At 63.1% G+C, this 26,427-nt stretch carries 26 protein-coding genes and 1 pseudogene; 8 read left to right on the top strand and 19 right to left on the bottom strand.

What is annotated here, in order from left to right:
* Window positions 1–3: 3 nt before the first annotated feature.
* From ACGGKE_RS10545 to ACGGKE_RS10525, 5 genes are all read right to left on the bottom strand, one after another.
* Window positions 4–1,143 (bottom strand): ATP-binding protein, encoded by a 1,140-nt coding sequence (locus ACGGKE_RS10545; RefSeq protein WP_394437654.1) that lies wholly within the window; start codon window positions 1,141–1,143, stop codon window positions 4–6.
* Entirely contained in the window at window positions 1,140–1,712 is a 573-nt protein-coding gene (locus ACGGKE_RS10540) for a chemotaxis protein CheB (RefSeq protein WP_394437652.1), read from the bottom strand. The genes ACGGKE_RS10545 and ACGGKE_RS10540 overlap by 4 nt, the downstream gene beginning before the upstream one ends.
* Entirely contained in the window at window positions 1,709–2,536 is an 828-nt protein-coding gene (locus ACGGKE_RS10535; protein ID WP_394441898.1) for a CheR family methyltransferase, read from the bottom strand. Before ACGGKE_RS10535 ends, ACGGKE_RS10540 begins: the two co-directional genes overlap by 4 nt.
* Before the next feature lie 10 nt (window positions 2,537–2,546).
* Window positions 2,547–5,978: a response regulator gene (locus tag ACGGKE_RS10530; RefSeq protein WP_394437650.1), complete on the bottom strand. Its 3,432-nt coding sequence runs from the start codon at window positions 5,976–5,978 to the stop codon at window positions 2,547–2,549.
* A 134-nt stretch (window positions 5,979–6,112) separates the two neighbouring features.
* Window positions 6,113–7,807: an AsmA-like C-terminal region-containing protein gene (locus ACGGKE_RS10525; RefSeq protein ID WP_394437648.1), complete on the bottom strand. Its 1,695-nt coding sequence runs from the start codon at window positions 7,805–7,807 to the stop codon at window positions 6,113–6,115.
* Window positions 7,808–8,230: 423 nt separating this feature from the next.
* Between ACGGKE_RS10525 and ACGGKE_RS10520 the strand changes: the two genes are divergently transcribed.
* Window positions 8,231–8,422: a CsbD family protein gene (locus ACGGKE_RS10520; RefSeq protein ID WP_394437646.1), complete on the top strand. Its 192-nt coding sequence runs from the start codon at window positions 8,231–8,233 to the stop codon at window positions 8,420–8,422.
* Window positions 8,423–8,540: 118 nt separating this feature from the next.
* Here the strand turns inward: ACGGKE_RS10520 and ACGGKE_RS10515 are convergent, their stop codons facing one another.
* The 3 genes from ACGGKE_RS10515 to ACGGKE_RS10505 are packed head-to-tail and all read right to left on the bottom strand — an operon-like array spanning window position 8,541 to window position 10,169.
* Window positions 8,541–9,542: a site-specific integrase gene (locus tag ACGGKE_RS10515; RefSeq protein ID WP_394437644.1), complete on the bottom strand. Its 1,002-nt coding sequence runs from the start codon at window positions 9,540–9,542 to the stop codon at window positions 8,541–8,543.
* 2 nt (window positions 9,543–9,544) lie between these two features.
* Window positions 9,545–9,928, bottom strand: a complete 384-nt coding sequence (locus ACGGKE_RS10510) for a type II toxin-antitoxin system VapC family toxin (protein ID WP_394437641.1) — start codon at window positions 9,926–9,928, stop codon at window positions 9,545–9,547.
* A complete protein-coding gene (locus ACGGKE_RS10505; RefSeq protein ID WP_394437639.1) occupies window positions 9,921–10,169 on the bottom strand; it encodes an AbrB/MazE/SpoVT family DNA-binding domain-containing protein in 249 nt (82 codons plus the stop codon). Before ACGGKE_RS10505 ends, ACGGKE_RS10510 begins: the two co-directional genes overlap by 8 nt.
* Before the next feature lie 230 nt (window positions 10,170–10,399).
* Here ACGGKE_RS10505 and ACGGKE_RS10500 point away from each other — a divergent pair, with 230 nt between their 5' ends.
* Window positions 10,400–10,645 carry an AbrB/MazE/SpoVT family DNA-binding domain-containing protein gene (locus tag ACGGKE_RS10500; protein ID WP_394441895.1) on the top strand — a complete coding sequence of 82 codons (246 nt, stop codon included), beginning with the start codon at window positions 10,400–10,402 and terminating at the stop codon, window positions 10,643–10,645.
* The gene (locus ACGGKE_RS10495; RefSeq protein WP_394437637.1) at window positions 10,642–11,031 is read left to right on the top strand and encodes a type II toxin-antitoxin system VapC family toxin; all 390 of its coding nucleotides are present in this window, start codon (window positions 10,642–10,644) and stop codon (window positions 11,029–11,031) included. The genes ACGGKE_RS10500 and ACGGKE_RS10495 overlap by 4 nt, the downstream gene beginning before the upstream one ends.
* Window positions 11,032–11,049: 18 nt before the next feature.
* Here the strand turns inward: ACGGKE_RS10495 and ACGGKE_RS10490 are convergent, their stop codons facing one another.
* The 3 genes from ACGGKE_RS10490 to ACGGKE_RS10480 form a co-directional block, all read right to left on the bottom strand.
* Window positions 11,050–11,178, bottom strand: coding sequence for a hypothetical protein (locus ACGGKE_RS10490; protein ID WP_394437635.1), 129 nt, complete (start codon window positions 11,176–11,178; stop codon window positions 11,050–11,052).
* Window positions 11,163–12,611: a hypothetical protein gene (locus tag ACGGKE_RS10485; protein ID WP_394437633.1), complete on the bottom strand. Its 1,449-nt coding sequence runs from the start codon at window positions 12,609–12,611 to the stop codon at window positions 11,163–11,165. Before ACGGKE_RS10485 ends, ACGGKE_RS10490 begins: the two co-directional genes overlap by 16 nt.
* A 191-nt stretch (window positions 12,612–12,802) precedes the next feature.
* Window positions 12,803–13,018: a hypothetical protein gene (locus tag ACGGKE_RS10480; RefSeq protein ID WP_394437631.1), complete on the bottom strand. Its 216-nt coding sequence runs from the start codon at window positions 13,016–13,018 to the stop codon at window positions 12,803–12,805.
* Window positions 13,019–13,236: 218 nt separating this feature from the next.
* Here ACGGKE_RS10480 and katG point away from each other — a divergent pair, with 218 nt between their 5' ends.
* The 5 genes from katG to ACGGKE_RS10455 all read left to right on the top strand — a co-directional run bounded on the left by katG (window position 13,237) and on the right by ACGGKE_RS10455 (window position 20,787).
* A complete protein-coding gene (katG, locus tag ACGGKE_RS10475; protein ID WP_394437629.1) occupies window positions 13,237–15,429 on the top strand; it encodes a catalase/peroxidase HPI in 2,193 nt (730 codons plus the stop codon).
* Between the two features lie 126 nt (window positions 15,430–15,555).
* Window positions 15,556–15,822, top strand: coding sequence for a GlsB/YeaQ/YmgE family stress response membrane protein (locus ACGGKE_RS10470; protein ID WP_394437627.1), 267 nt, complete (start codon window positions 15,556–15,558; stop codon window positions 15,820–15,822).
* Between the two features lie 150 nt (window positions 15,823–15,972).
* Window positions 15,973–17,385, top strand: coding sequence for an amidase (locus ACGGKE_RS10465; RefSeq protein WP_394437625.1), 1,413 nt, complete (start codon window positions 15,973–15,975; stop codon window positions 17,383–17,385).
* 259 nt (window positions 17,386–17,644) lie between these two features.
* The gene (locus ACGGKE_RS10460; protein WP_394437623.1) at window positions 17,645–19,294 is read left to right on the top strand and encodes an acetolactate synthase large subunit; all 1,650 of its coding nucleotides are present in this window, start codon (window positions 17,645–17,647) and stop codon (window positions 19,292–19,294) included.
* A 47-nt stretch (window positions 19,295–19,341) separates the two neighbouring features.
* Window positions 19,342–20,787, top strand: a complete 1,446-nt coding sequence (locus tag ACGGKE_RS10455) for an aldehyde dehydrogenase family protein (protein ID WP_394437621.1) — start codon at window positions 19,342–19,344, stop codon at window positions 20,785–20,787.
* 147 nt (window positions 20,788–20,934) lie between these two features.
* On the opposite strand, the gene ACGGKE_RS10450 is transcribed toward ACGGKE_RS10455, so the two are convergent.
* The 8 genes and pseudogenes from ACGGKE_RS10450 to istA all read right to left on the bottom strand — a co-directional run bounded on the left by ACGGKE_RS10450 (window position 20,935) and on the right by istA (window position 26,256).
* Window positions 20,935–21,210, bottom strand: a complete 276-nt coding sequence (locus ACGGKE_RS10450; RefSeq protein ID WP_394437619.1) for an HU family DNA-binding protein — start codon at window positions 21,208–21,210, stop codon at window positions 20,935–20,937.
* A 261-nt stretch (window positions 21,211–21,471) separates the two neighbouring features.
* Window positions 21,472–21,675 (bottom strand): annotated as a pseudogene (locus ACGGKE_RS10445) (LysR substrate-binding domain-containing protein); the annotation flags it as partial.
* Between the two features lie 116 nt (window positions 21,676–21,791).
* Window positions 21,792–22,481, bottom strand: coding sequence for a hypothetical protein (locus ACGGKE_RS10440; RefSeq protein WP_394437617.1), 690 nt, complete (start codon window positions 22,479–22,481; stop codon window positions 21,792–21,794).
* Window positions 22,478–23,167 carry a hypothetical protein gene (locus ACGGKE_RS10435; RefSeq protein ID WP_394437615.1) on the bottom strand — a complete coding sequence of 230 codons (690 nt, stop codon included), beginning with the start codon at window positions 23,165–23,167 and terminating at the stop codon, window positions 22,478–22,480. Before ACGGKE_RS10435 ends, ACGGKE_RS10440 begins: the two co-directional genes overlap by 4 nt.
* Window positions 23,164–23,403, bottom strand: coding sequence for an MbcA/ParS/Xre antitoxin family protein (locus tag ACGGKE_RS10430; protein ID WP_394437613.1), 240 nt, complete (start codon window positions 23,401–23,403; stop codon window positions 23,164–23,166). The genes ACGGKE_RS10435 and ACGGKE_RS10430 overlap by 4 nt, the downstream gene beginning before the upstream one ends.
* A gap of 113 nt (window positions 23,404–23,516) precedes the next feature.
* Window positions 23,517–23,786 carry a hypothetical protein gene (locus ACGGKE_RS10425; RefSeq protein ID WP_394437611.1) on the bottom strand — a complete coding sequence of 90 codons (270 nt, stop codon included), beginning with the start codon at window positions 23,784–23,786 and terminating at the stop codon, window positions 23,517–23,519.
* 240 nt (window positions 23,787–24,026) lie between these two features.
* Window positions 24,027–24,755 carry an IS21-like element helper ATPase IstB gene (gene istB, locus ACGGKE_RS10420; RefSeq protein ID WP_037482228.1) on the bottom strand — a complete coding sequence of 243 codons (729 nt, stop codon included), beginning with the start codon at window positions 24,753–24,755 and terminating at the stop codon, window positions 24,027–24,029.
* The gene (gene istA / locus ACGGKE_RS10415) at window positions 24,742–26,256 is read right to left on the bottom strand and encodes an IS21 family transposase (RefSeq protein WP_394436753.1); all 1,515 of its coding nucleotides are present in this window, start codon (window positions 26,254–26,256) and stop codon (window positions 24,742–24,744) included. The genes istB and istA overlap by 14 nt, the downstream gene beginning before the upstream one ends.
* Between the last annotated feature and the right edge of the window lie 171 nt (window positions 26,257–26,427).

The following is a 26,427-nucleotide window of genomic DNA, read 5'->3' as shown; positions in this document are numbered from 1 at the left end:
CTCTCATGGCTCGCACGGCAGGCGAACGAGAAACACGCTTCCCTTGCCCATTTCGCTATGCTCGAGGTGAAGCGTCCCGCCGTGCAGGCCAACCAGTTGCTTCACCAGTGCAAGGCCAATACCGAGGCCGTCCAGACGATCGCTCCCCGGTCTGCTGACCTGCGCGAAGAGGTCGAAGATCTTCTCCTGCATTTCAGGCGGAATGCCGATACCATTGTCCGCGACTTCGACTTCCGCCCATGGCCCGTTCCGGCGCGCGGTTAACCTGATCTCGCCGCCCGGCGGCGTATATTTGGCGGCATTATTGAGAAGATTGCTTGCGATCTGGGCAATCCGGCTGAAATCCGCCTCGAGCCAAATGGTCGCATCAGGGAGGTCGCGCACGAGCCTGTGACCGCCGCTTTCGATAAGGGGCTGGCTCGCCTCGATAGCAAAGGCCAGCACATCCTGTAGTGAGATCCTCTCCAGCTTGAGCGAGATCTTGCCCTGATCGATCCGGGCTATATCGAGAAGGTCGTCCACGAGCCGGGAAACGTGGCGGATATGCCGGTTCATTCCCTCCCGGATCTCGCCTTCCACCCCGGTGCCCGCGCGGCGTTCGAGAAGATGCAGGCCGGCGCCGATCGCCGCGATCGGATTGCGCAGCTCATGACCAAGTATGGCCAGGAACTCGTTCTTGCGCCGGTCAGCGGCCTGTAGCGCGTCGGCCATGCTCGCAAGCGCGTCGCGCTGCGCGACGATTTCGCTGCGCTGCCGATAGAGCTCGTAGAAGACATTGGTCTTGGAGCGCAGAATGTCCGCTTCGATGGGCTTCTGAATGAAATCCACCGCGCCTGCGTCATACCCCCTGAACCGGCGCTGCAGATCCGCGCTGCCCGCAGTGAGGAAAATAATCGGAATATGACGCGTGCGCTCATTGCCGCGCATGAACCCGGCAAGTTCGAAGCCATCCATTCCCGGCATCTGGACGTCGAGCAGCGCCAGCGCGATATCATGGGTCAGCAGCAGCTCGAGGGCTTCCTCGCCCGAACGGGCCTTGAGAAATGCCAGCCCGTCACGCTTGAGCAGCGCCTCCAGCGCCAGGAGATTTTCCTCCAGATCATCGACCAGCAGAAAGTTTATGGGATCGCTCGTGCTCGTCATTTTTCCGCCAGCTCAAGGAGATAGGAATGAATGGATTCGAGGCCGAGCCTCTTAGCCCCCGGACAGCTTGCCAATGCCGCCAGAGGCATGGCCGGCATTTCCGCGCTGGCCGGGTCTTCGACAATCGCTACTCCGCCCGCCTCGACGATCGCGCGAAGGCCCGCAGCACCGTCGTGATTGGCGCCAGTCAGGATGATGCCTGCAAGGGCTTCTCCCCAGGCATCGGCCGCAGACTCAAAAAGGACGTCGATCGCTGGGCGGCTGTGATGAACCGGCTCGTCAGAAGAGAGCGAGAGCGTCCCGTCCTGCTCGACCAGAAGATGATAATCCGAGGGCGCAAAGTAGATGGTGCCGCCGAGCGCTGGCTCCTTCTCCTCGGCTTCCTTGACTTGCAGAAGGCATTTGTCGGCAAACAAGCCCACCAGCGCATTGTCCCGGTCGGATGGCACATGGACCACGACGAGAATGGGAAGAGGGTAGGTGGCCGGGAGCGCAGGCAGAACCGTCAGCAGGGCCTGCACCGCGCCAGCGGATGCGCCGATAACGGCCGCCTGAGGGCGTTCAGTCATGACAGATCCCGCCGCTGATAGATTTTCTCCTCCCGCACAAAATCGGAAAACCCGGCTGCATGGCCTGAGAAGCGCAGACTCTCCTTCGATCCGAGCCCCAGAAACCCCTTCCGCGCCAGCGACTCGTGGAACAGACCGATAGCGCGGTCCTGAAGCTCGCGATCAAAATAAATGAGCACATTGCGACACGAGATCAGGTGCATCTCGGCGAAGACCGCATCGGTCACCAGGCTATGGTCCGAGAATACAACCCGCTCGCGCAGCCGCTTGTCGAATACGGCACGGCCATAATCGGCAGTATAATAATCGGACAGTGACGAGCGGGCGCCCGACTTCTGGTGGTTCTCGGTGAATTTCCGGATCTGGTCGAGCGGATAGACGCCCGCTTCGGCCGCTTGCAGCGCGTCCGGGTTGATGTCGGTCGCATAGATCATCGCGCGCCGGTCGAGACCTTCCTCGCGAAGCAGAATGGCGAGCGAATAAAGCTCCTCGCCATTGCTGCAACCGGCAACCCAGAGCTTGAGCGAGGGATATGTCTTCAGATGCGGCACCACCTTTTCCCGCAGCGCGCGGAAATAGGACGGATCGCGGAACATTTCGCTGACCTGGACAGTCAGATAGTTGAGCAGACCCGGCAACATCGCGGGATCATGCAGAAGTTTTTCCTGCATCGCGGAAAAGCTCGAAAAGCCCATCCTGTCACGCGCCTGCAGGAGACGGCGCTTGATTGAGGCGCGCGCATAATGACGGAAGTCATAATGGTAGAACTGGTAGATCGCCTCCAGAAGGAGGTCGATCTCGATGTCTTCGACAGATCCCTGCATCACGGCTCCTTCAGCGCGGCATCCAAACGCGCACGAGCGAGAGAAGTTTGTCGACATCGATCGGCTTGGCCATATAGTCGTTCGCACCGGCCTCGAGACAACGCTGCTGATCATCGGGCATCGCCTTGGCCGTCAGCATCACGACAGGCAGCTTCGCCCAGCGAGGATCCCGGCGGATTTCACCAGTCGCGGTCAATCCGTCCATGACGGGCATCATGACATCCATCAGAACGAGGTCGATGGTCCGTGCCGGGTCGTCGAGCGACGCCGCAAGCGCGTCGAGCGCTTCACGTCCGTTGCGCGCGATCTGCACGACCGCCCCGCGTGGTTCGAGGATACTGGTCAGCGAATAGACGTTGCGGACATCGTCCTCGACAATGAGAATCCGCCGGCCTTCGAGCGCTGCGTCGCGGTGGCGGGCCTTCTGGATCATCCGGCGCTGTTCGGGTGGCAGCTCCGACACGACCTGGTGGAGGAAGAGCGACACCTCGTCGAGTAACCGCTCGGGTGATTTCGCGCCCTTTATGATGATCGAGTTCGAATAGCGTCGCAGCCGCTGCTCATCGTCCGGCGAAAGGTCGTGGCCCGTGTAGACGATGACTGGCGGAAATCCGTGATCGCCTTCCCGGCTCAGCGTCTCGAGAAGCTCGAAGCCGGATGCATCGGGCAGGGTAAGGTCGAGGACCATGCAATCATAGCTTTGCTCTCGCAGCGCCTGGAGGCATTCCGCCGCCGTTCCCACGCCCACGATCTCGACGGCGTTGGATTTGAGAAGCTGGGCGACCGCATCGCGCTGCACCGGATCGTCTTCGACGATGAGCACGCGGCGCATGCGGGCCGCGAGCTTCTCCTGCAGTCCGGTCAGGACCTCGGCGAGCTGCTCGCGCTTGACCGGCTTCAGCAGATAACCCGCGGCGCCCAGCGACAGCGCCGTCTGGCTATGGTCCGCCGCCGATATGACATGGATGGGGATGTGCCGTGTCTCGTCATCATGCTTCAATCGATCGAGCACCGTCAGACCCGACTGATCGGGAAGGCCAAGGTCAAGGACGATGGCGCTCGGCCGGAACTGCTGCGCAAGGCTCACGGCCTCCTCGGCCGTGCCCGCGACGATGCACTGAAAATCCAGTTCCCGCGAGAGATCGCGCACGATCGAGGCAAACACCGTATCGTCCTCGATTACCAGCAGGAGCCGGCGACCGTCGGCGATCGCGCCGCGGTCATCCTCCACCGACCAGCCCGGTGCGATCGAGGCAGGGCGAGCTGGCACGGCCGGCGCGCTGGAAACGGATGCAGCGGGCATAGGCCTGGCCGTTTCGCGGGGCGCAACACGCGAAGGGTCATAAGCGCGCGGGATAACCAGCGTGAACGTGCTTCCCTGTCCCGGTTCGCTCTGGAGACTGATTGCGCCGCCCAGGAGGCGCGCCAGTTCGCGGGAAATGGACAGACCCAGGCCCGTTCCGCCGAACTTGCGGCTGATCGTGCCGTCCGCCTGCTGGAACGCCTCGAAAATACTGCGCTGCTGGTCGGGAGAAATACCGATCCCGGTATCGGTGACAGCGAGGGAGAGACCCTCTTCGCCCGCAGGAGCGATCTCGAGACGAACCGATCCCTTTTCGGTGAACTTGAAGGCGTTGGACAGCAGGTTTTTCAGGATCTGCTCGACGCGCATACGGTCAGTCTCGATCGCCGCCGGACTTCCCTCGGCAAGTTCGATCTCCAGCGCAAGCGCCCGGTCGTCGGCGACCGGCTGGAAGAGATGGCGGATATCCCCGATCAGACGCTGCACAGACACCGTTTCCGGCTGGATCTGGACATGCCCCGCCTCGATCTTCGACAGATCGAGAATATCATTGATCAAGGTGAGCAGATCGTTGCCGGAGGATTCGATCGTGCGGGCAAATTTGACCTGATCGTCCGAAAGGTTTCCGTCCGGATTGTCGCCCAGCAGCTTGGAGAGGATCAGCAGCGAATTGAGCGGGGTGCGAAGCTCGTGGCTCATATTGGCGAGGAAATCGGACTTGTACTGGCTCGCCTGTTCCAATTCCCGCGCCTTGACCGCCAGGCTCGCACCGGCGCGCTCCAGCTCGTCGCGCTGATTTTCAAGCGTTTGCGCCTGTTCCTCGAGCTGGCTGTTGGTCTGCTCCAGTTCGACCTGCTGTTGCTCCAGTCGCACCTGGGATTCCTTGAGGGCCCGGCCTTGCTCCTCGAGCTCCTCGTTCGAAACGCGCAGCTCTTCACTCTGCGCCTGCAGCTCACTCGCCTGACGCTGGGTTTCGTCGAGCGCTTCCTCGAGGCGCATGCGAAAACGGGCGGATCGCAGCGCGATGCCAATCGCGGTCGACGCCTCGCCGAGCAGATCGAGCGCGGATTGGCCGACCGGTTCGAAAAAGCCGAGTTCCAGCACGGCATTGACGCTCTCGTCTGTCCGGGCGGGAACGATCACAAGATGGCGAGGGCGGTCGCGGCCGAATGCCGATCCGATGGTGAGATAGCGGTCCGGGACGTCGCTGAGAATGATCGGCTCCCCATCCGCCGCGACCTGTCCAAGCAGCCCTTCGCCGGCGCTGAAGGCGAGCGGCATGTCTGCGTCCGGCGGGACGCCTATGGTGGCGATCCTGTGAAAATGTCCTGCGTCGCCCTTGAACAGAGCACCGCCCTGGAATCCCAGATAGCGTGTCAGAAAGGCAAGTATGGCCTGACCGAGCTCTTCGAGCGATTTCTCGCCGCGCATGGACTCGGAGAGGCCCACCAGTCCGCTCTGCAACCATTCCTGCCGCGCCCTTGCGCGGCTGTTGCGGCGTAGCAGAACGAATATGGCGATGGTGAGCGCGGCACCGAGCGCGGCCGTCACGAGCCCACTGGTCACAGCCGCCCGGGAAGCGCTGGCCATTTCCTCGATACGCAGCTGGCGCTGGCGCAATTCCTCGCGCGCCATCGTCTCGAGCTGATTGCGTATGGCGTCCATTTCGGTCTTGCCGCGATCGCTCCTGACCAGCGCCAGGGCGGCATCGAAGCCCTGGTCGCGGCGCAGCGCGATGCTCGCTTCCAATTCGCTGAGCTTTGCATCGACGTGCCGCTTGAGTGACCCGAGGCTCTCCTGCTGGACCGGATTATCCTTCGTGAGCGCCGCCACCGTCCGAAGCTGGCCAGCCATTGTGCGCCGGGCGTCGGTATAAGGTTCGAGGTAGGGTTCGCTTCCCGTAAGAAGATAGCCGCGCTGCCCGGTCTCGGCATCCTGGACCGAAGACAATAGGTCATTGAGCGCGATCAGGACGCCGTGCGTGTGCCGAATTGCCTGATCATTCTCGCGCAGCGTCGCGACATTACGATAGGCAATCGCGCCGCTGGTGATGAAGAAGGCAAGGCCAAGGAGCAGGCCGACCAGCGACCAGCTGTCCAGACGAGTTCTTGAGGCAGTCGCGCGAGCAGTCGAAATCATGCTGATTCTTTTCGATGACAGAGGCTATTCGACCGGCGTAGCGACAGAGCAGGATGCGGATCAAGGGGGCTGCGCAGGGCCGCGGCCGCCCGGCTATGCGCGGAATCCACATCCCCGCCGCTGCTCTTGAACGATCAGAGGATCTGTCGGCCGAGCCGGTCGCAATCGAGGGCTGCAGGGATGGCGGCATCGGCCCGCGCCTTGTCCTTGCCGAGCCCGAGCGCGCGACCGACCGACTTGCCGAGCGCGGAAAGCACAGAACCAGCGCCGACCTTGCTGCCGGGCGGCTTGCCCGCAGCGCTGAGCGACGGCGCGGAAAAGGTCCCGCCCACCTGGATCGGATCGGCGAGCCTGAGCGGGCTTGGGTCACGCGACCGTCCCTTGATCGAAAGCGCGATACGCTCGTCGGCAAGCGAAAGGCGGCCCTGACCCTGGCCCACCGAAATGCCCGTCTCGACGAGGAAAGGAGAGGGCGTCAAAACCCCGTCTCGTGCGGCGAAGCCGATCGCGAGACAGCGCAGCGGCACCTCGGCTTCCTTGTCGCGCAGCACCGCTCCGATCGCTTTGCCCAGATCCTGCCCGAGCACGGCGGCAAAGGTGCGTTTCACCGTCCCGCCGCGAACGAGCAGCCCTGCGCGCCCATCTGCGCGGGCCAGCGCCTCACGAATGGTGTCGCCCGTCCCCTTGAGCACGACGCGTCCGCGCAGCGGTCCTGTCGCATCGCGTGATCCCATCAGCGTTTCGAGGCGCCCATCCTGAAACGCAAGGTCCAGCGCCAGGATCGGATGGGCGGCACCGCCGCGCTGGTCGATCGAAACTTTGCCCGACATTCGGCCGCTCGACATGCCGGCAACGACGTCATCGAGCGTGAGCAGCTTGCCCTCGAGACGAATCACGCCGCTCAGCGACCGGAAAGCCGACCCCTCGAGCAGCAGACGGTCGGCCCGGAACCGAATGACCCCATCGGTCGGTCCGACTTTTGCAAGATTGATGCGCGTACCGGGCAGGACGCGCGGCCCGATCCTGGCTTCGATCGCGGCCGCACGCGCCTTGCCCTCGGCATCAGACAGATCATCGAAATCGAAAGCACTGAAATGCATGTCGGCATCGATCTTGGTTCGTCCTTCGCGCTTGAGCACATCGGCCTTGGCGACGAGCTTGGACCGCCCGATCGAACCTGTCATGCGCTCGATATGCCAGTCGCGCCCGGTATGACGAACGCGGGCCTTCAGATCGATCGCGCGTGTCCCAAAAAGGCCTGCCTCGATTACATCGTCGAGATATTTGAGGTTCGGCGCAGTCGCATGAATGTCGAGCGTCATCGCCTTCAGATTGAGCGCGCCGCGGCTTTGCCCACTGGCCGCGAGATTGAGGAGCGGTGATCGCAGTTCAAGGCGCAAGGGATAGGGCGCATCGGGGGGCAAATCGGCAATCCGGCCTCCACGCAACGTGATCCGGGCTGGCGCCTCATGGAATTTTCCGGCGGCGTCGACCCGCAACCCGCGAGCGTCCGACATAAAGCTGCCCACAAGATTGAGAGAGCGCTTGTCATCGCGCACGGTGATCCGGCCATCGGGAATGGTGAGCCGTTCAAGGCCCGTCCCCGCATCATCCTTCGCATCGTCCGCTTTGTCCTGGCCTTGCCAGTTTGCGCGTCCCTTCGCGTCGCGTACGAGCGCGACGGTCAGCCCATGCGCGACGAAGCCCTCAGGCTGCGGGCCTCGCCCGACGAGGAGCGGCAGCATTGGCAGTTTTGCCTCGATGGTCCTCGCGTGCACCATGTCGCCTTTGCCGGCCCATGCGGGCTGCTTGACGGCAATGTCCCGCAACATGATGGTCGGGGTGAAGGACAGCCATTCCCGCCGCTCGATTGAGCCGATCGAGACCTGTGTGCCCAGCGCGGAGCCGATCCGGCCAGCGATTGCGTCCTTGAACAGGCCGAAGGGAAATGCCGCAAGACCAATCAGCGCAATGCAACCGAGCAAGACCGTCGCAGCAATTCCCCTGATGATCCATCGCCGATGACGCGCGCTTGCTTCTGATACCATCGCCTCGAAACTCGCACATTGGGATCGAGTTTCCGCGCTGGCGGGGGACGCATGCAATAACTGCAATTATGGGACTTTGGCGCAACACATTGGCGCTGAGCTTTGTCCCTATCATTCGGCCGAACGGTTCGTCGCATATGGGCGCAGCCTTTATCCGTCTTGCTGCGTTCTTCCTCCAAGCATCAACTATTCTGGAGACATGCCATGGGTGAGATGACGGACAAGATCAAAGGCCATACCAATGAGGCCATCGGAAAGGCGAAGCGCGCCGCGGGCGAAGCACTCGATCGGCCCGACATCAAGGCTGAAGGCGACGCCCAGGAAGCCAAGGGCGATCTGCAGAAGGCCAAGGGTGCGGCAAAAGGCGCCGTGAAGGACGTCGTCGACAAGGCCTGACGCCGCGTCCGGCTGAAATTTGGTGGCCCGGTGATCCGTTCGCCGGGCCATCTTGCTATACGGTGTCTTCTGCCTGATTTTTAGGCAAGCTTTTGCGGCATGTTAAGCTGTTTCGATATCAAAGGAATTTCTCGCCCGCATGATCCTCGAACATCGATGCGCTGCGGACATAGTCCGCGACCGTGTCAAGCGACTTGTGCCGCGAATGGTCTTTCATCTTAAACAGGTTTGCGCGCTTCGACGCGGCCTCGGTCAGAAAGCCGGCCCGCAGCGAATGCCCGGAATATAGCGAGGGGTCGAGACCCGCCGCTGCCGCAGCGGTCTTTACCAGCCTTGCGACCGTCTTGTCGGTGATTGGATTGTCGGTGAGCGCGTCCGACCTGGTCAACCGCCGAAACACCGCGCCCTGCCGAGGCTTGCCGGTGGTCGGATCCAAGCCGCTCAGCCCCGCTGCATGGAGCCAGTGCTTCAGCAGATTGACGGGCCGGATGATCCGTCCTTCCGGGATTGCGATCACCTGGCCGACCTGCTCCTGATCGCGCTTGGACTGCGGGATGGTAATACGCAGGCCCGATTGCGCGAATGCTAGGTCCGGGAGTTGCATCGCTGCGAGCTCCGACCGCCGAAATGCCCCCGCCATGCCGACGGCGAGGATCGCCCGGTCGCGCAGCGCGCGGAGCCCCATCCCCTCGATCGTCGCGAGCATGGCTTTGAGCACATCCGCCTCGGCCGGCGCCTTCTGCTCCTTGCGCCGCGCATATTTGCGGCGGACGCCAGCAAGCATGGTGGCGATCACGCCGGCGGCGTCGCGCGCGGTCGGAGAGGGGAAGCCCGCCTCCTTGTGATGATGGTTGATGGCGGCAACCCGGCGGCCGATCGTCACCGGCGCGATCCCAGCCTCGGCCTCGACATGGGCGAACAGGGCAACGATGTCGGGATGTGCCGGGAGCGCCTCGACACTGCGCGCATCGCAGAATGCGCAGAAGCGCACCCAGTCGGACGCATAGGCCTTGTGAGTCGAGCCCGCCTTGGACGCTGCCAGCGTATCCCGTGCGCCCTCGATCTCCGCCAGCAGGTCCGCCGGAAGATCGGCCGAGAGAGGGAGGAGGTCGCGCGCCATCGCTATCGGATCAGCCTGATGTCTGCGTCGCTACCGAGTTTCAGCCAGTCGCGGTCGGCCGTGTAGATGGTAGCACCCCGCGCCATGCCTGTCGCGATGCAGGCGCAATCGCCAAAGCCGATATTGAGTGGTTGCGCCTTAGCAATGAGTGTGCCGGCGATGGCCGCCGCCTTGGCATCGAACGGGAGCACTTTGAGGCCAAAATCCCCGGCCGTCTCGATCGCAAGCTCTTCCGGTGTCCCCTTGAGCACGAGGGTCGCGATCACTTCGGACAGATTGACGCTGCTGATCGACGCGTCGGCCAATATGTCATCCTCGTCGACGCCATGCGGTTCCCCCAGGATGAACGCGATCAATGTCGAACTATCCAGAACCTTGTCAGCCATGCTGCGCATCCTCCACCCGCATCGCCTTCAGCGCGCCCTGCAGGTCGGCATCGGGTTCGAGATAGGGCGAGAGTTTGGCGCGGATGCGCTCCAGCGTCTTGGACGGGCGCCGCACCGAAAGCTGGCCATCCTGCAGTTCGAGATTGAGTGTGTCGCCGCGGGAAAGACCCATTTCGCGCCGGATCTGGGCCGGAATCTGTATCCGGCCATCGGACGTCATTTTGACACTATGGATGGACATGGCGGCTATCTCCCAAGGCGCACTGAACGGCAAGTTCGTAGCTATTATCAATTCGCCGACTATAACGCTATATGGAGAAAATTTCAGTCCCCCACTTATGTCCGAGAATCATATTTATCGGACATAAGGATTCTCGCTGCTGTGAAGCCATAGATCGATCCTAGTGACATCATTCCTACGATTGGGCATACTCGTCTCTGAGAGCCACATATATGCTGAAAGGACATAAATTGCCCAGTCAGGTCAATATCACCCCAAATGGCCGCATGAGCCTTCCAGCCGACCTCAGGAAGCGGATGGGCTTGGCCGACGGTGGCACGGTGTTCGTCGAAGAAACCGACGAGGGGATCATCTTGCGCACTGCGGCGCAGGCCGTGGCGCGTTCACAGGCTTTGGCCAAACGCTTTGCAGAAGGTGCTTCCGATCTCTCAGTCGATGCCTTCCTGGCGCGCCGCCCGACGGAGAGCGGCGAATGAGCGATATCGTCATCGACGCCTCGGCGCTTTTGGCAATGCTCAACGCCGAGCCCGGCGGCGCAAAGGTCGCGGCCAGGATCGCATCGGCCCGGATCAGCGCGATCAATTATGCCGAAGTGGTCAGCCATTTCGTCAAGGCGGGGATGCCCGAACGCGAAGTCGACGCCATGCTTGCACCCTTGCCGATGACCATCGTCGACGTCGACCCAGGCCTTGCCAGCCTCGCCGGCCGCCTCAGCGCCGTGCCGGCAGATCCGCTCCTATCGATCGGCGACCGCTTTTGCCTGGCGCTCGCCATTCGCGACGGTGCGCCGGCCTGGACCGCCGACAGAAACTGGCGCGCAATTACAAGCGAGGCGAAAGTCGAGGTCGTCGTGATCCGTTGAGATCGCAGGGCGTGGGTGTCACTCTTCGCCAGCGCCAGCCTTGAGCCCTTCCAGGTCGATCACCAAGATACCGCGGCGGTCCGGCGTATCGATGAAGTCGAGCGAATTGGCCCAGCTTAGAACCGCCAAGCCTAGAACCGAATGCATCCAGAGAGAGCGCGTCGACCCGCCTGCGAAGCGCCGGCCACCGTCACCTCGCCTTCGCTTGCCTGATTGATACGCAGATATGCTACGTCTTTCTGAGTCGTCAGCATGCGAAGAACAGGCGAGGCCGGCGCCAGATCGCTGACCCACATCTTTCGCGCCACATCCACCGAGCGCATGGGCAGGTTCACGATGCCCCCGTTGAATACAAGGCTCAGTGTCAGCGACTGCACGGCAGGGGCTCGATAAAGCATCATCCCGAAATAGCCCCGACCCCGGTCGCAGTAGAGGCTGATCGTATCGATATGCGTTGAGGCAGCCGGGGTTCCCAGGGCAAGCGATTGACCGCCCGCCAGCGGCCGATACTCCCACGGTGGGCCAGGCGCGGCCACTGCTTCTTCGGGTGGTTGCTCAGCGCGCATCCTGACGATGTCGGCCGGCAATGTGATCCGCCGGCCCAGCGTCCGATAGAGCGTGAGCTTGCCACCCTCCCATAATCCAACCTCGGCTGCGCGCTGCGCGGGATCCAGCAGCACATAGGCCATGTCGTAACCGCCGCGACGTTCCGCATTGCCGCTCATATAGTAGATATTGCCCGCTCGGCTGAGCGGTGTGGAAACCGAAAGATTGTTTTCGAGCGCAGCGACCTTTGCGCCCAGCAAGTTCTTGAGCACCGACGATATGCCGCCCCTGTCGAACATGTCGTAATGGCCGTTCGCGTCTGCGGCCTGCGCGAGATTGCTCCATTCCAGACTCTGTGTCGGCCGGGCGGCAATGGCCGGACCTCGTGGCGGAGGCGGTCGTTCTGCGGCAGCAACGGGCGCGCGGCCGCAACGGGCGTAGGGCGAGCCCCGGACCAGCGCAGCATAAGGTTCGGGCAGCGGCTTGCCGAGATTATTCTCTATGGCGATCCGTCCCGGCGTTTCAACGGCATTGAGGGTGAGAAGAAGCGGGCCAAGATCATCATCATTCCGCGGGAAAGGGAAGAACCATGTGCTTTTCCCCTCATACCGGTCCCCCATATAGGTCAGCGCCCATTCGAAGCGCGGCGGGTGGACCGTCTGGCCCGAAGGAAGAGTGAAGGTGAAACCGCTCGCATCGACCGTCAGGCGCGGCGTGCGAGTGCAATCGCCGCCGGGCGCATATTGGCCGAAGCTGCCATCCAGATTCTGACCCTTGAGCGTGGTGATCGTAAGCCCCCACGCGGAGGCACTGCCCATCGTAAAAAGCAGAGCCGCTCCGAGCAGCGAACCGACCATGCCGGTCCTGCCTCTCATGCGTTGCAGCCCCTGCCGCAGTTGGATGCCCACTTCTTTCCAACCATGCGCGAAAGGTAATCCGGACGGCCCGAAAGTCAAAGCGTTCCAGCTAACAACAAACCCTGGCAGTTTCGTCCCTTGGCCAGTGATCGAAAGCTGCAACAGGAAAGCAGGCATGTCCCGAATGCCACATAAAGAGACCCGGGGGGGCGCAGAGCCTCCCGGGTCCAGGCGGAGATCGAATCTCCGTTGGGTCGCAGCGGATAAATGCGCGCAACAGGTAAAGGAAATCAATACAGGAGTGAAATGACGGACGGACGAGCGGAAAGTGCAGGAGTTTCGGGAAAGCGCCGGAACTCGAGCCTCGCTCAATCCACTATGCGCGAGCCATCAGGGTTACGGCCGGTCATCATATACCATTGGGCGAGCGTGCCTGGCGCGCCGATAAGCCGTTCGATCGCGGCGCACACGTAATAGGCCGCCTCGCTTTCGCCCTGCCTATCCAAGGTCGCGAGCACCTCTTGCAGCCTCAGCTTGGCATCCACCAGCTCTTCGGTGAGTACGCGTTCGGGAAAATGCTGCATGACCCGCCTCCCGGGGTTCCTCATAGTGCAACCGGCACAGGCCCGTACGCCTCTTCCCCCCCTTCGGATCTGTTCGATCAAAAGTTTGATCCGGGGCAAAGCCGATCTGTGTGATCTCCATAATCCATTTCGATGTTCGCGATGAACTTTATACTCTGACGAAGCAGAATCAGACACGCGCGTAGATGCACACGGGTGGGCGAGCAAAGGAGAAGATCATGGATGCCAAGGTGGGAGAAACTGTGCCCGGCGGATGCCCTTTCGCACATGGGTCGAGCAAGGGCGGGCGCCACACCAATCGCGACTGGTGGCCCGAGCGGCTCGATGTTTCGAGCCTGAACCAGCAGAATCCGCGCTCCAACCCGCTGGGTCCGGACTTCGACTATGCCGATGCGTTTGAGACGCTCGATCTCGATGCCGTCGTCGCCGATCTCACCGCCCTCATGACCGACTCGAAGGACTGGTGGCCGGCGGACTTCGGCCATTATGGCGGTCTCATGATCCGTCTCGCCTGGCACAGTGCGGGCACCTACCGCATCACGGATGGGCGCGGCGGCGCAGGCGGCGGGCAGCAGCGCTTCGCCCCGCTCAACTCCTGGCCCGACAATGCCAATCTGGACAAGGCGCGCCGCCTGCTTTGGCCGGTCAAGCAGAAATATGGCAATGCCCTGAGCTGGGCGGACCTCTACATCCTCGCCGGCAACGTCGCTCTGGAATCGATGGGCTTCAAGACCTTCGGTTTTGCCGGCGGACGGGCGGACACCTGGGAGCCTGAGGAACTGTTCTGGGGCCCCGAAGGCTCCTGGCTCGGCGACGAGCGCTATTCCGGCGAGCGGCAGCTCCATCCTGGGCTGGGCGCGGTCCAGATGGGCCTCATCTACGTCAATCCCGAAGGTCCCAATGGCGACCCCGATCCTGTCGCCTCGGCGCGGGACATTCGCGAAACCTTTGCCCGCATGGCGATGGACGATGAGGAAACGGTGGCACTGATCGCCGGCGGCCATACCTTCGGCAAAACCCATGGCGCCGGCGACCCATCCTTCGTCGGCATCGACCCCGAAGGCGCAGTGATCGAGGACCAGGGGTTGGGCTGGCGCAGCAAGCACGGCACGGGGATCGGCGCCGACGCCATCACGGGCGGACCGGAAGTCATCTGGAGCCAGACACCGACGGCCTGGTCGAACCACTTCTTCGAGAATCTGTTCAACTTCGACTATGAGCTAACGACGAGCCCGGCCGGCGCCAAGCAATGGGTGGCGAAAGATGCCCCGGCCGACATTCCCGACCCGTTCGATCCCGCTAAGCAGCGCAAGCCGATGATGCTGACCTCGGATCTCGCGCTGCGCTTCGACCCGGCCTATGAGAAGATATCGCGCCGTTTCCTGGAGAACCCAGACCAGTTCGCCGATGCCTTCGCCAGAGCCTGGTTCAAGCTCACCCACCGCGACATGGGCCCCAAGGGGCGCTATCTCGGCAAGCTCGTCCCGGCCGAGGAGCTGATCTGGCAGGACCCCATCCCGCCACTGGATCACCCCGTCGTCGACGATGCCGACATTGCGTCCTTGAAGACGAAAATTTTGAGCACCGGGCTTACAGTGTCGCAGCTTGTCTCGGCGGCCTGGGCATCCGCTTCCACCTATCGCGGCTCGGACAAGCGCGGCGGGGCGAATGGCGGGCGCATCCGCTTTTCTCCCCAGAAGGACTGGGAGGCCAACAATCCCGACGATCTCGCGAAGGTGCTCGAGGCCCTTGGCTGCATCCAGTCCGATTTCAATGGTTCGGCGACAGGCGGCAAGAAGGTGTCTCTGGCCGATCTGATCGTGCTCGCAGGGAATGCCGCCATAGAGAAAGCCGCCAGGGACGGCGGGGTGGACATCGCAGTGCCCTTCGCCCCCGGTCGGATGGACGCGCGCGAAGACCAGACCGACGCCCATTCGTTCGAAGCGCTGCGGCCGGTCGCTGACGGGTTCCGCAACTATTATCACCCCGCCAATTTCATGTCGCCGGAAGAAGCACTCGTCGACAAGGCGCAGCTGCTCCGGCTGAGCGGACCCGAAATGACGGTGCTTCTCGGCGGCCTGCGCGTGCTTGGCGCCAACAGCGGCGGTGCGATGGAAGGCGTGCTCACCGACCGGGTCGGGACGCTCAGCACCGATTTCTTCGTCAATCTGCTCGACATGGAAACTCAATGGACGGCAACCGACAACAAGAACCGTTTCGAGGGGGTCGACCTCAAGAGCCGCGCACCCAAATGGAGCGCAACCCGTGTCGATCTCATCTTCGGATCCCATTCGGAACTGCGCGCCTGGGCCGAGGTCTATGCGCAGACCGACGCCCAAAAGAAGTTCGTCCAGGATTTCGTATCGGCCTGGACCAAGGTCATGAATGCCGATCGGCTTGATCTGGCCTGAAAGCGGGTTTGAGGAGGCAGCCCCAGCGCTGCCTCCTGATACTGGCCCACACTCCCCAGGTGTTGCAGTTCCGGAACAATCCAGCGTGCGGGGGATTGGACACAGGCAACGCAGGAGAGACGGACTATGGGCTGGATTATTGCACTGATCGTGGGCGGCATCGCCGGATGGCTCGCCAGCATGGTCATGAACCGTGACGCCTCGATGGGCGTCGTCTGGAATATCGTCGTCGGCTGCGTGGGATCGCTGATCGGCAACGCGCTTTCTGGTCCGCTCTTCGGTGTTCGCGGAAGCGTTCAGCAATTCTCGCTCACCGGCCTGATCATCGCCTTCGTCGGCGCGGTCGTCCTGCTCGGGATCGTCAATCTGGCTCAGCGCAAGACCATTCGCTAGGTCTGCATCTAACAATCAAGGTTCATTTTGGCGTCGAGAAGTGACGCGCTAGGCCCGCATCATCTCTCGGCCCTGTTCCAGCCAAAGCGTCGTTCCACGCAGCAGACCTGTCCAATGCCCCTCCGCTAGCGGAACGCTGGCGACCAGAATTTGCGGACCGGCCTGGTCTTTTTCGATATGGGGGGATCCGCCGGCGAGATCTCTGCCCAGGAAGTGCGTGTCGCGGCGCTCGAAGCCGCAGAGGAGGTCAATCCCCACATCAACGCGATGGTCGAGGTCTGGCCAGATGAAGCGCTGTCTGGTGACGGGGCTTTCCGGGGCGTTCCGTTCGTAGTCAAGGACATCGGCCTGATGGTGGCTGGCCGGAAAACGGAATTCGGCAGCCGATTGGCTCAGGGTTTTCGTTTTGACATGGACTCAGATCTCATGCGCCGTTTCCGCACGGGCGGCCTTACCCCGATCGGCCGTACAGCGATCCCTGAATTTGCTACGAGCGTAGCGACGGAACCCCTCGTCGGCGGTCCGACGTGCAATCCATGGAATCCGGCATATAGCGCCGGTGGATCGAGCGGCGGCGCTGCGGCCGCCGTGGCGGCAGGGATCGTGCCCGTCGCTCACGCCATCGACGGCGGCGGCTCTATCCGGGTTCCGGCGTCCGCTACGGGTCTGGTTGGCTTAAAGCCGAGCCGCGGTCGTGTGGCAATGGGACCTGCGGTGGACGAGATCTGGGGTGGACTGGCAACGCAGTTCGTTCTCACCCGATCGGTCTCGGATGCGGCAAGTGTGCTCGATCAGCTGCAGGGCCCCAACGCAGGCGAGCCGTTCGAAATATCGGCTCCAGCCGGCCCTTACTCGCCCCCTCGCCCGCCGGGTCGGCTGCGCATCGGGCTCTGCCAAAATCCTCTCAACGGTGCCCGCACGACCGAACCTGTCTTGAAGGTGCTGGCGGAAACGGCCGCTTGTCTCGAGGAACTAGGGCACGTTGTGGAGCCGGTGACACTTCAAGTCGGCGTCTCCTGGGAGGCATTCGCTCTGGCAACAAGCCGCTTCTGGGCAGTTCATACGGCCTCGGCGATCGAGTGGATCAAGGGCGAGACCGGACGACCCGTGAATGACAGTACACTCGAGCCTGTCAATCTGGCACTCCACTCTCTCGGCAGATCTCTAGGAGCGCTGGATCTCGTTGCAGCAGATCAGACCCGTAACCGCATCGCTCGCCATTACGCCCGCCACTTCCAGCAGCACGACCTGCTCCTTTCCCCAACACTGCCCGATCTGACGGGAAGGCTCGGAACTCTCCACGCCGATGTCGATCATCTGGACGGCCTCGCTTGGTTGGTCCGTGTTCTAAACGAGGCGCCATTCAGCGGGATAGCCAACATGACGGGCACACCTGCCATATCCCTCCCGCTCGGACATGACGAGAAATCAGGGCTACCCATCGGCATGCAGTTCGCCGGCCGCTTCGGAGCCGAGGACGTGCTGTTGTCGCTGGCGTCCCAGCTGGAGCAGGCAAGACCCTGGGCCGCGCGTCGCCCCATTATATACGCTGGATCGGCCTGAACGTCATGCGTCGATCCGCGGGAATGCGGCTGGGTGCTGCAACGCTCCCACCCGTGTCGAGCCTTGGGATTTCGAGGTCGATCCCGCGCCGCCGCCTTGCAGCTGAATATCTGACCGGGCCATCGCCCGCGTAGGACACAGCGCAGTTTCCCGGAGCTTCTCGTGAGAACGAGTGGTGCCGGGACGGCTTTCAATGTCGATGTGCCCGCGATACGCAGGCGTGCAGCGGCCGCGCTGAGGCGCGAAAGAGGAGATTAGCATGACGGCCAAGGCATCGGACCTGTTCATCGAGTGCCTCGAGCAGGAAGGCGTCGAGTATATCTTCGGGGTGCCAGGGGAGGAGAATCTCGACTTCCTCGATTCCCTCAGCCGGTCGACCAGGATCAAGCTGATCCTGACCCGGCACGAGCAGGGCGCAGGCTTCATGGCCGCCACCTATGGTCGCCATACCGGCAAGACGGGCGTATGCCTTGCGACGCTGGGACCGGGCGCGACCAATCTGGTCACGGCAGCGGCCTATGCGCAGCTCGGCGGCATGCCGATACTGATGATCACCGGTCAGAAGCCGATCCGCAAGTCGAAGCAGGGGCGCTTCCAGATTCTCGACGTAGTCGACATGATGCGTCCCATCACCAAATACACCCACCAGCTCGCAAGCGCCGACAACATCCCCAGCCGCGTGCGGGAGGCGATCCGCCTCGCCGAAGAGGAGAAGCCCGGTGCGACCCACCTCGAACTGCCTGAGGACATTGCCGATGAGCGGACCGACAGCCGGCCGCTGAAGATCAGCGTCGCCCGTCGTCCGTCGGCCGAGGAGAAGGCCGTGCGCACGGCCGTCATGCGCATGGAGGCGGCGAGGTCGCCAGTGATCGTGATCGGCGCAGGCGCCAATCGCAAGATGACCAGCAGAATGCTTCTACAACTGGTGGAGAAGACCGGCATCCCGTTCCTGACCACACAGCTGGGCAAGGGCGTCATCGACGAAGCGCATCCCAAATTTCTGGGCTGCGCGGCGCTCAGCGCTGGCGACTTCGTCCACCGCGCTATCCAGGCGGCGGACCTGATCATCAACATCGGCCATGACGTGATCGAGAAGCCGCCCTTCTTCATGCAGAACGGCGGCACCGAGGTCATCCACATCTCGACCCGGTCAGCGGAAGTCGATCCCGTCTACTTCCCGCAGTACGAGCTCATCGGCGACATCGCCAACGCGATCTGGCAGATCAAGGAGGACATCGTCCCCTCGCCAGCGTGGAACTTCGATCGGATGCTCGAATACCGCAAGGCCGAGGTGGCACACAGTGCTTCAATCTCGGACGATCAGCGTTTCCCGATCTTCCCACCCTACCTCGTCCGTCAGGTCCGCAAGGTCATGCCTGCCGACGGCATCATCTGCCTCGACAACGGCATCTACAAGATCTGGTTCGCCCGCAACTATCAGGCACGGTCGTCCAACACGGTGCTTCTCGACAACGCGCTGGCGTCGATGGGCGCGGGCCTGCCCTCTGCCATGGCCTCGGCCATGGTCTATCCCGACCGCAAGGTCATGGCCATCTGTGGCGACGGCGGATTCATGATGAACAGCCAGGAGCTGGAGACCGCGGTCCGGCTCGGCCTCAACATCACCGTGCTCATCCTCAACGACAACAGCTATGGCATGATCCGCTGGAAGCAGGCGAACATGGGCTTCAAGGACTGGGGGCTCACCTACGGCAATCCCGACTTCGTCAAATATGCAGAGGCCTATGGCGCCAATGGTCACCGGGTCGAGGATGCTGCGGGACTTCCGGCGCTCCTGAAGCACTGCCTCGACACACCAGGCGTGCACGTCATCGACTGCCCGGTCGACTACAGCGAAAACGACCAGATCCTGAACAAGGACATCAAGGAACTGTCGGCGAAGGCATGACTTGAACCCGCGAGCCGGCGCCGCCCGGTCCAAGGAGATTTGATCGCATGAAACTCAAGGATAGCTACCCGCTCTACCTCGCCAACGAGGCGCAACAGCCAAACACGGACCTTGCGGTGACTGACAAGTTCACCGGTGAGATAGCGACAAGGGTAGCCCTCGCCGACGCCAGGACGATCGATGCGGGTATTCAGGCGGCGCACGAGGCGCAGCACGCCATGGCCGCCATGCCGAGCTACAAGCGGCAGGCGGTGCTGCAGCACTGTGTCGAGCGCTTCAAGGAGCGGCAGGAGGAGCTCGCCTACGCGCTATGCATCGAGGCGGGCAAGCCGATCCGCGACAGTCGCGGAGAGGTCGGGCGCCTGATCGATACGTTCCGGATCGCGGTCGAAGAGAGCGTGCGGATGACGGGCGAGGTCCAGCCGCTCGACATCTCGCCGCGCGCCGAAGGCTATATGGGCATCTGGAAGCGGGTTCCGATCGGTCCCTGTTCCTTCATCTCGCCGTTCAACTTCCCCCTCAACCTCGCCGCGCACAAGGTAGCGCCCGCCATCGCCGTCGGCTGCCCGTTCGTCATGAAGCCGGCCAGCCGCACGCCGCTCGGCGCCATCATCATGGGTGAGGTGCTTGCCGAGACTGACCTGCCCAAGGGCGCCTTCTCGATCCTGCCCGCAAGTCGTGACGGCGCAGACCTGTTCACGACCGATGATCGCCTCAAGCTGCTCTCCTTCACCGGGTCGCCCGACGTCGGCTGGGAACTCAAGGCCAACGCGGGCAAGAAGAAGGTCGTCCTCGAGCTGGGCGGCAATGCCGCGGTCATCATCGACAAGGATGCCGATCTCGCAGACGCGGTGGAACGGGTGGCGTTCGGGGCCTTCTACCAGTCGGGACAGAGCTGCATCGGCGTCCAGCGGATCATCGTCCACGCGGACATCTACGACCGCTTCCGCGATATGCTGGTGGCAAAGACGCGAACGCTGATCGCGGGCAATCCCCATGAGGAGGACACGTTCGTCGGTCCTATGATCGACGTCAAGGAAGCCGAGCGTCTCGACCGGTGGATCGACGAGGCGAAAGGCCGGGGCGGGAAGCTGCTGGTCGGAGGGAAGCGCGACGGGGCGATGCTCGAAGCGACGCTGCTCGAGGATGTTCCTCTCGATACCAAGCTCAATCGCGAGGAGGCATTCGGTCCGGTCGCCTTCTTCGAGAAGTTCAGCCGCTGGGATGAAGCGCTCGCGCTCGTGAACGATTCCAAGTTCGGGCTGCAGGCCGGGATCTTCACGCGCGACATCTTCAAAGTGCTGGAAGCCTGGGACGGACTGGATGTCGGCGGCGTCGTCATCAACGACGTGCCGAGCTACCGCGTCGACAACATGCCCTACGGTGGCGTCAAGGATTCTGGCCTCGGTCGTGAGGGCGTGCGGTTCGCGATGGAGGACATGACCGAGATCCGCAATCTGGTGATCCGAAGGAAGGCCGCCGAAGCCTCCTGAGCCGGAGCTGCATCAAGTCGACGGCTCATCAGCATAGCGTCCGTCTGCGATGTCTCGGCGGCCGGAGAGGCAGCGGCCGACGAGGCGGCAGCCCCCGCAAGGATGGCCGGCCTAGCCAGGTCACTCGTCGGTCCGCCCGGGCATGACTCAGCCGTTGAGCCGATCCTTGACCGCCTTAGCAGGGGTGAAGGCGAGCTTTTTCGAGGCAGCGATCTGGATGGTCTCGCCGGTGGCGGGATTGCGACCCTCGCGCGCCGCGCTTTCCTTGACCTTGAACTTGCCGAAGCCGCTGAGCGACACCTCGTCACCCTTGGCTGCGGCATCGACGATCGCAGCGATCACCGCATCCACCACCTTGCGGGCGTCCGCCTTGGACAGGTCATGGGAAGAGGCGATGGATTCGGCCAGGTCGGTGTTGTTCATGATCTCATTGCTCCGATGATAGATGATCTGCCACCTACCGTCTCCGCTTCGCCTCGTCCATCGGCCATATCCTACCGCCTCCCGTTCGATCCAGCGCGACTACCCAAGGACGTGAAGGCGACAGCCGGAGGGTTGACGCTCGTGATCATGAGTGCGGCAGGGGCGAAGGGAGCGCCTCGTTTGCCCTTGGGTGTCCACAGCTCATCCGTCCGGACGGCGTCCCCAGACGGTCGTCGCCTTGGGGATCACCTTGATCACCCGTCATTGATGATCGGCCAAGCCAGAAAAGTAGCTCGTGATCGCGCCGACCGCCAGTCGAACCTTGGCCGGATGCGGTGACTTGCGGGAGGTCACGAGCGAGACCTTCTGCCTAGGTAGCCGCCAACCCGGAAGCACTCTCACCAGAGATTTGCGCGCGAGGGAAGCACGGACATCTGCTTCGAAGAGGCAGGCGACCCCTAACGATCCCGAAGTCGCGCCGCCAAGTCACGGCGCGATGGTTGGTGGGCCTCGGATCCTAGCGGCGCCCAGCGTCACAGGGCCACCATTATCACTCGATTCAACCTGACACACCGCTGGCATCATGTCGGATCACCCGGCATCGACGCCGAAACCATCCGCAGCCATCCAAGCTGCGAAAGGAGCTCCGCTACCTCGCGGTCGATCAGCCCGCCCGTCGCGCCGTCGCCAGGATGGGGGAAGCCGCAGCCACCCGTCATCGCGGTCACAAGGGCGTGCGCTCCGGAGACGTCAGTGGACCACTTGGCACCCGATGCCCGGTGCAGCCAGCGATGGCGAGCCAGGGCGTCGAATAGCAGCCCGGCTCCCACCGGTCCGTCGCAGAGGTTGGCCGCCTGGGCGGACGAGAGCAGAGCCGCGCCAAGATCGGGCCTGCCCGCCCAAGATGCCGTCTCCCGACGTTCCGCAGGCGCCATTCTCCGCTGACCGATCAGGAAGCGCTCTCCGACACCATCCCGGTCCGCGATCTTCCGCAGGTGCAGCGATGTACCCGGACAGAGTTCGCGCCCACTCATCTCAGAAAGGTCGGGTCCGAACTGATGGAGAAGCAGCTTGTGGACATGGCGAAGGCTTCCGCGGGCCGATGCCAGATAGAGAGGCGCCACCGCCAGGCCGAGTTGGTGCGCCTGCAGCTCCAGTCGATGCAGAAGAGGATGGATATCCTCCAGGGATGTGGCGAATGCCTGCGCGCGCCGGGCACGGCCGTGCATTGCAAGCATGTCGGCATCCGCCTTTTCAGCACGGCCGCTCATGAGCCGCGCCTCATCTCCTCGGCGAGCTGATCCGCCCAGGGCATGTGGTGCTTCATGAGACCCGTATGGAAGGTGACGACCACCCCCGGTCCCTCGCCGAGGAAGACCACGCGACGGACCCGGTAGGGCCGGCCGGCCAATGCGGGATGGCCGATCAGGTCACCAACCACCCTTCCCGAAAGCGCCGCCGCGATTGTGTCCGGCAAATCCACCAGGAGATGAGCGATCTCGCGCTCCGTGCAGAACCAGCTGTCTCCGATCCAACCGGCACATTCCAGGACTCCATCGATCGGAACGACCCCGAGCCGGTCTCTTGAGCCCTCCCGCGAAGGCAGTATCACGCCCTCCCTCGCTATTCGGCGCGACATCCTTAGATCCGATTGCCGGACACGGCCAGGATCCTTGGCAAGCCGACGTCCCTTCGTCTCGGCGACGAGGTACCGACGGAGGGCGGGCAGGTGCAGCATACCGGGAATCCGCTCGACCACAGGTCGAAGCTGATCCGCCAACGACGCGAGGTCGGACCCCTGATGCCGGATCAGATCAGCGGTCAGGGGTGATACTTCTGTGACCGTTGCCTGGAGATGAAGGCGGAAGAGGCGCAGGCGCTCGAGTTCCTGCGCAGCGAGGAAGCGCGCTTCTGCCGCCTCAACTGCGGCCAGCGCCTTGGGATCGACGGCGCTCATCGGCGCTCTCCACCGAGATTGTCGATCAGCCACTGCATCCACTCGGGCGTGCCCGCCATCACGTCCAGCGGCGTGCGATTGGCGAGATTGAGATTGGGCCGCCGCAACCACGCGCGAACATCCTCGTCGTCACCGACGATGCGGGCATAGATGGCGTCCACCTCCACCATAAGGCGGATACGCTGCTCGCCACATAGAAGATGGTAGTCCTCGATCGGTGCGTCCGGATGTCGCATCTGACCGCCCACAAGGGCGGCCCGCTCATGCGTATCCAGAGCCCACCGCTCCTTCAGCATCTCCCAGCGGCTTAGAACCGAGGCGAGCGGCTCGTTCTTCCCAGAGGCGCCACTCACGAGCGCAGCCCCTGCTCGACCAGGAGCCGGAAGCGGCGGAGGTCGGAGATGCTGCCCGACATCACCTCGAGCGGTGAATACCAGTTCCAGAATTCCGTGGGAGTGCGAAGCCACTCACAGAGACCGGCGTCAGCCGTCAGGCGATGACCGATCTCGATGAGGATCCGCATCCTGCGCTCGGTGTCGTGGGGAAGGTCGGCCCGCTCTTCGCCGCCGAGCGGAAGTAGCTCGCGCCGCTCGCTCCAGCTCAGCTCCCATTCGATCACGAGGTGCCGCCACGCGGCCCTCATCGCCATCACCTCGACGGCCGCCGCGTCAGTTCCGTTGATAGTCTGTCAATCGGCGTGCAAACGGGACCCCCGATCGGCGCGCAAAAGGGACCCCCTTTCAAGGATGCCACGACGGTCGAGGAACGCGCCTTGCGCTGCGCGCGGCGTAGGGAGGGCGGAGCCCGACCGGAGGCGCGCGCAGCGCAAAGCATCTTAATCCCGGCGTGCGGCGGGGGATCAGTTTCGGTTCTTGAAGCGCCAGCTGTCATTGCCGGTCTCGATGATGTCGCAATGGTGGGTGACGCGATCGAGGAGAGCGGTGGTCATCTTGGGGTCGCCGAACACCGTCGGCCATTCCCCGAACGCCAGGTTGGTCGTGATGATGACGCTGGTTTGCTCGTAAAGTTTGCTGACCAGATGGAACAGCAACTGCCCGCCTGAACGGGCGAAGGGAAGATAGCCAAGCTCATCGAGCACGACGAGGTCGAGGCGAGAGAGCTGGGCGGCAAGCGCGCCGCTTTTTCCGATCCGGGCTTCCTCTTCGAGGCGGGTCACCAGATCCACGGTGTTGAAGTAACGCCCCCGCGCTCCAGCGCGGACGACATTGGCGGTGATGGCGATGGCCAGATGGGTTTTGCCGGTGCCGGTGCCACCGACCAGGACGACATTGCGCCGTGCGGGCAGGAACGCCCCGCCGTGCAGCGAACGGACCAGCCCCTCGTTGATCGGCGTCCCCTCGAAGTGGAAGGCATCAATGTCCTTCACCACCGGTAGCTTGGCGGCCGCCATCCGGTATCGGATCGAGGCGGCGTGGCGGTGCGTTGCCTCCGCACGCAGCAGATCGGTCAGTATCTCCATCGTCGTGCGCTGGCGCTGAAGCCCTGTGGTGACGGCCTCATCGAACGCGCCGGCCATCCCCTTGAGTCCGAGCCCGCGCATCGCGTCGATCATGTCATGCCGCTGCATGGAAGTTCCTCAGTTGGTCGTAACGGGAACAGTCGGCGATCGGCGGATGCCGCAGGGCATTGTCCTCCGACGTGACGATCGTCAGCGGTCGCGGCGGTTCGCGGCGCCGTGCCAGGATATTGAGGATCAAGTCGTCGCTCGCCGTGCCGGTTGCCAGTGCCTCCCGCACGGCGGCTTCGACGAGTTCCAGGCCATCGGTCAGCACGGCCGCCAGCACGCGCACGAACCGCCGATCGGCATCATCGCCGTTGCCCAGCTTGCGTCGCAACCGGGCGAGCGCCGGCGGCAGTTCCCAGTCCTGGAAGGGTGCGCCGTTGCGTAAAGCGCCGGGCTTGCGGGCCAGCACCGGCAGATAGTGCCAGGGATCATAGATGGTGCGGTTCCGCCCGAAGAAGCGGGGATGCTCAGCGACGACCTCATCGCCGCATCGCACGACAATGCGGTCGGCATAGGCCCGAACCTGCACCGTGCGCCGCGCCACCGTCGAGAGGACCGAGTAACGGTTGCGATCGTAGCTGATCAGGCAGGTGCCCGACACGCCGTGCTCGCTCTCGTTGAAGCCGTCGAACGGCCCCAGCATCGACTGTAATGCAGGACGTTCCATCTCCAGCATCTGCGCCACGGTCTGGTCGCCCTGCTCAGGATGGGCCTGCCGTTCGGCCCAGCGTCGGCACTCAGCTTCCAGCCAGCCATTGAGCTCCTCGAGGCTGGCGAACCGCAGACGGGGCTGGAAGAAGCGTCCCCGGATCGTCTGCACCTGGTTCTCGACCTGACCCTTCTCCCATCCCGCCGCCGGCGAGCAGGCCGTGGGCTCGACCATATAATGGTCGGCCATGATCAGGAACCGCCGGTTGAACACCCGGTCCTTGCCGGTGAACACGCTCGTCACCGCCGTCTTCATATTATCGTAGATGCCGCGCCGGGGCACGCCGCCGAAGAAGGCAAAGCCGCGCGCATGCGCGTCGAACAGCATCTCCTGGGTCTCGCGTGGATAGGCCCGGACATACACAGCCCGCGATGCGCACAGCCTCATGTGCGCGACCTTTACCCGCATCGGCTTGCCGGCGATCTCGACATCCTCGTGGCTCCAATCGAACTGGTAGGCCTCGCCGGGCTGGAACAGCATCGGAATGAAGGCCGTCGTCCCGTCGCCGACATCCCTGCGCCGCTCGATCTTCCACCGCGCCGCATAGCGGCGCACGGCATCGTAAGAGCCCTCGAAACCCTCACGCACCAGAAGGTCGTGGATACGGGTCATCCGAAGCCGGTCACGTCGGCCCCGTACCTCGTTCTCTTCCAGCAGCACATCCAGCCGATCCTGAAACGGACCGATCCGCGGCAGCGGCTGAACCTTGCGTCGATAATCAAATGCGCCTTCCGGCGCCCGGATCGCCTTGCGGATTACCTTCCGCGACACATGCAGATCACGCGCGATCGCCTTGATCGCCTTCCCGCCGGCATACTCACGCCGGATACGAACCACTGTCTCCAAAACCAACATCCCGATCTCGCCGCATGAACTTCCACGCGGCTGTGTAAGCTATCGAAATGAGGGGTCCCTTTTAGACGCCGATCACCCCGCTAACGGGGTCCTTTTTGCACGCCGATCCACACTGTCGGCTTCCAACAACGCAACGGATTGAAGTGAAACACCGGCAAAATTGTCACCTTG

Origin of the sequence: Sphingobium naphthae (assembly GCF_043589935.1) — a bacterium.
Classification (GTDB): Bacteria; Pseudomonadota; Alphaproteobacteria; order Sphingomonadales; family Sphingomonadaceae; genus Sphingobium; species Sphingobium naphthae_A.
Note: the sequence above shows the minus strand (reverse complement) of the source record. Positions and strands in the feature narration are given on the sequence as shown.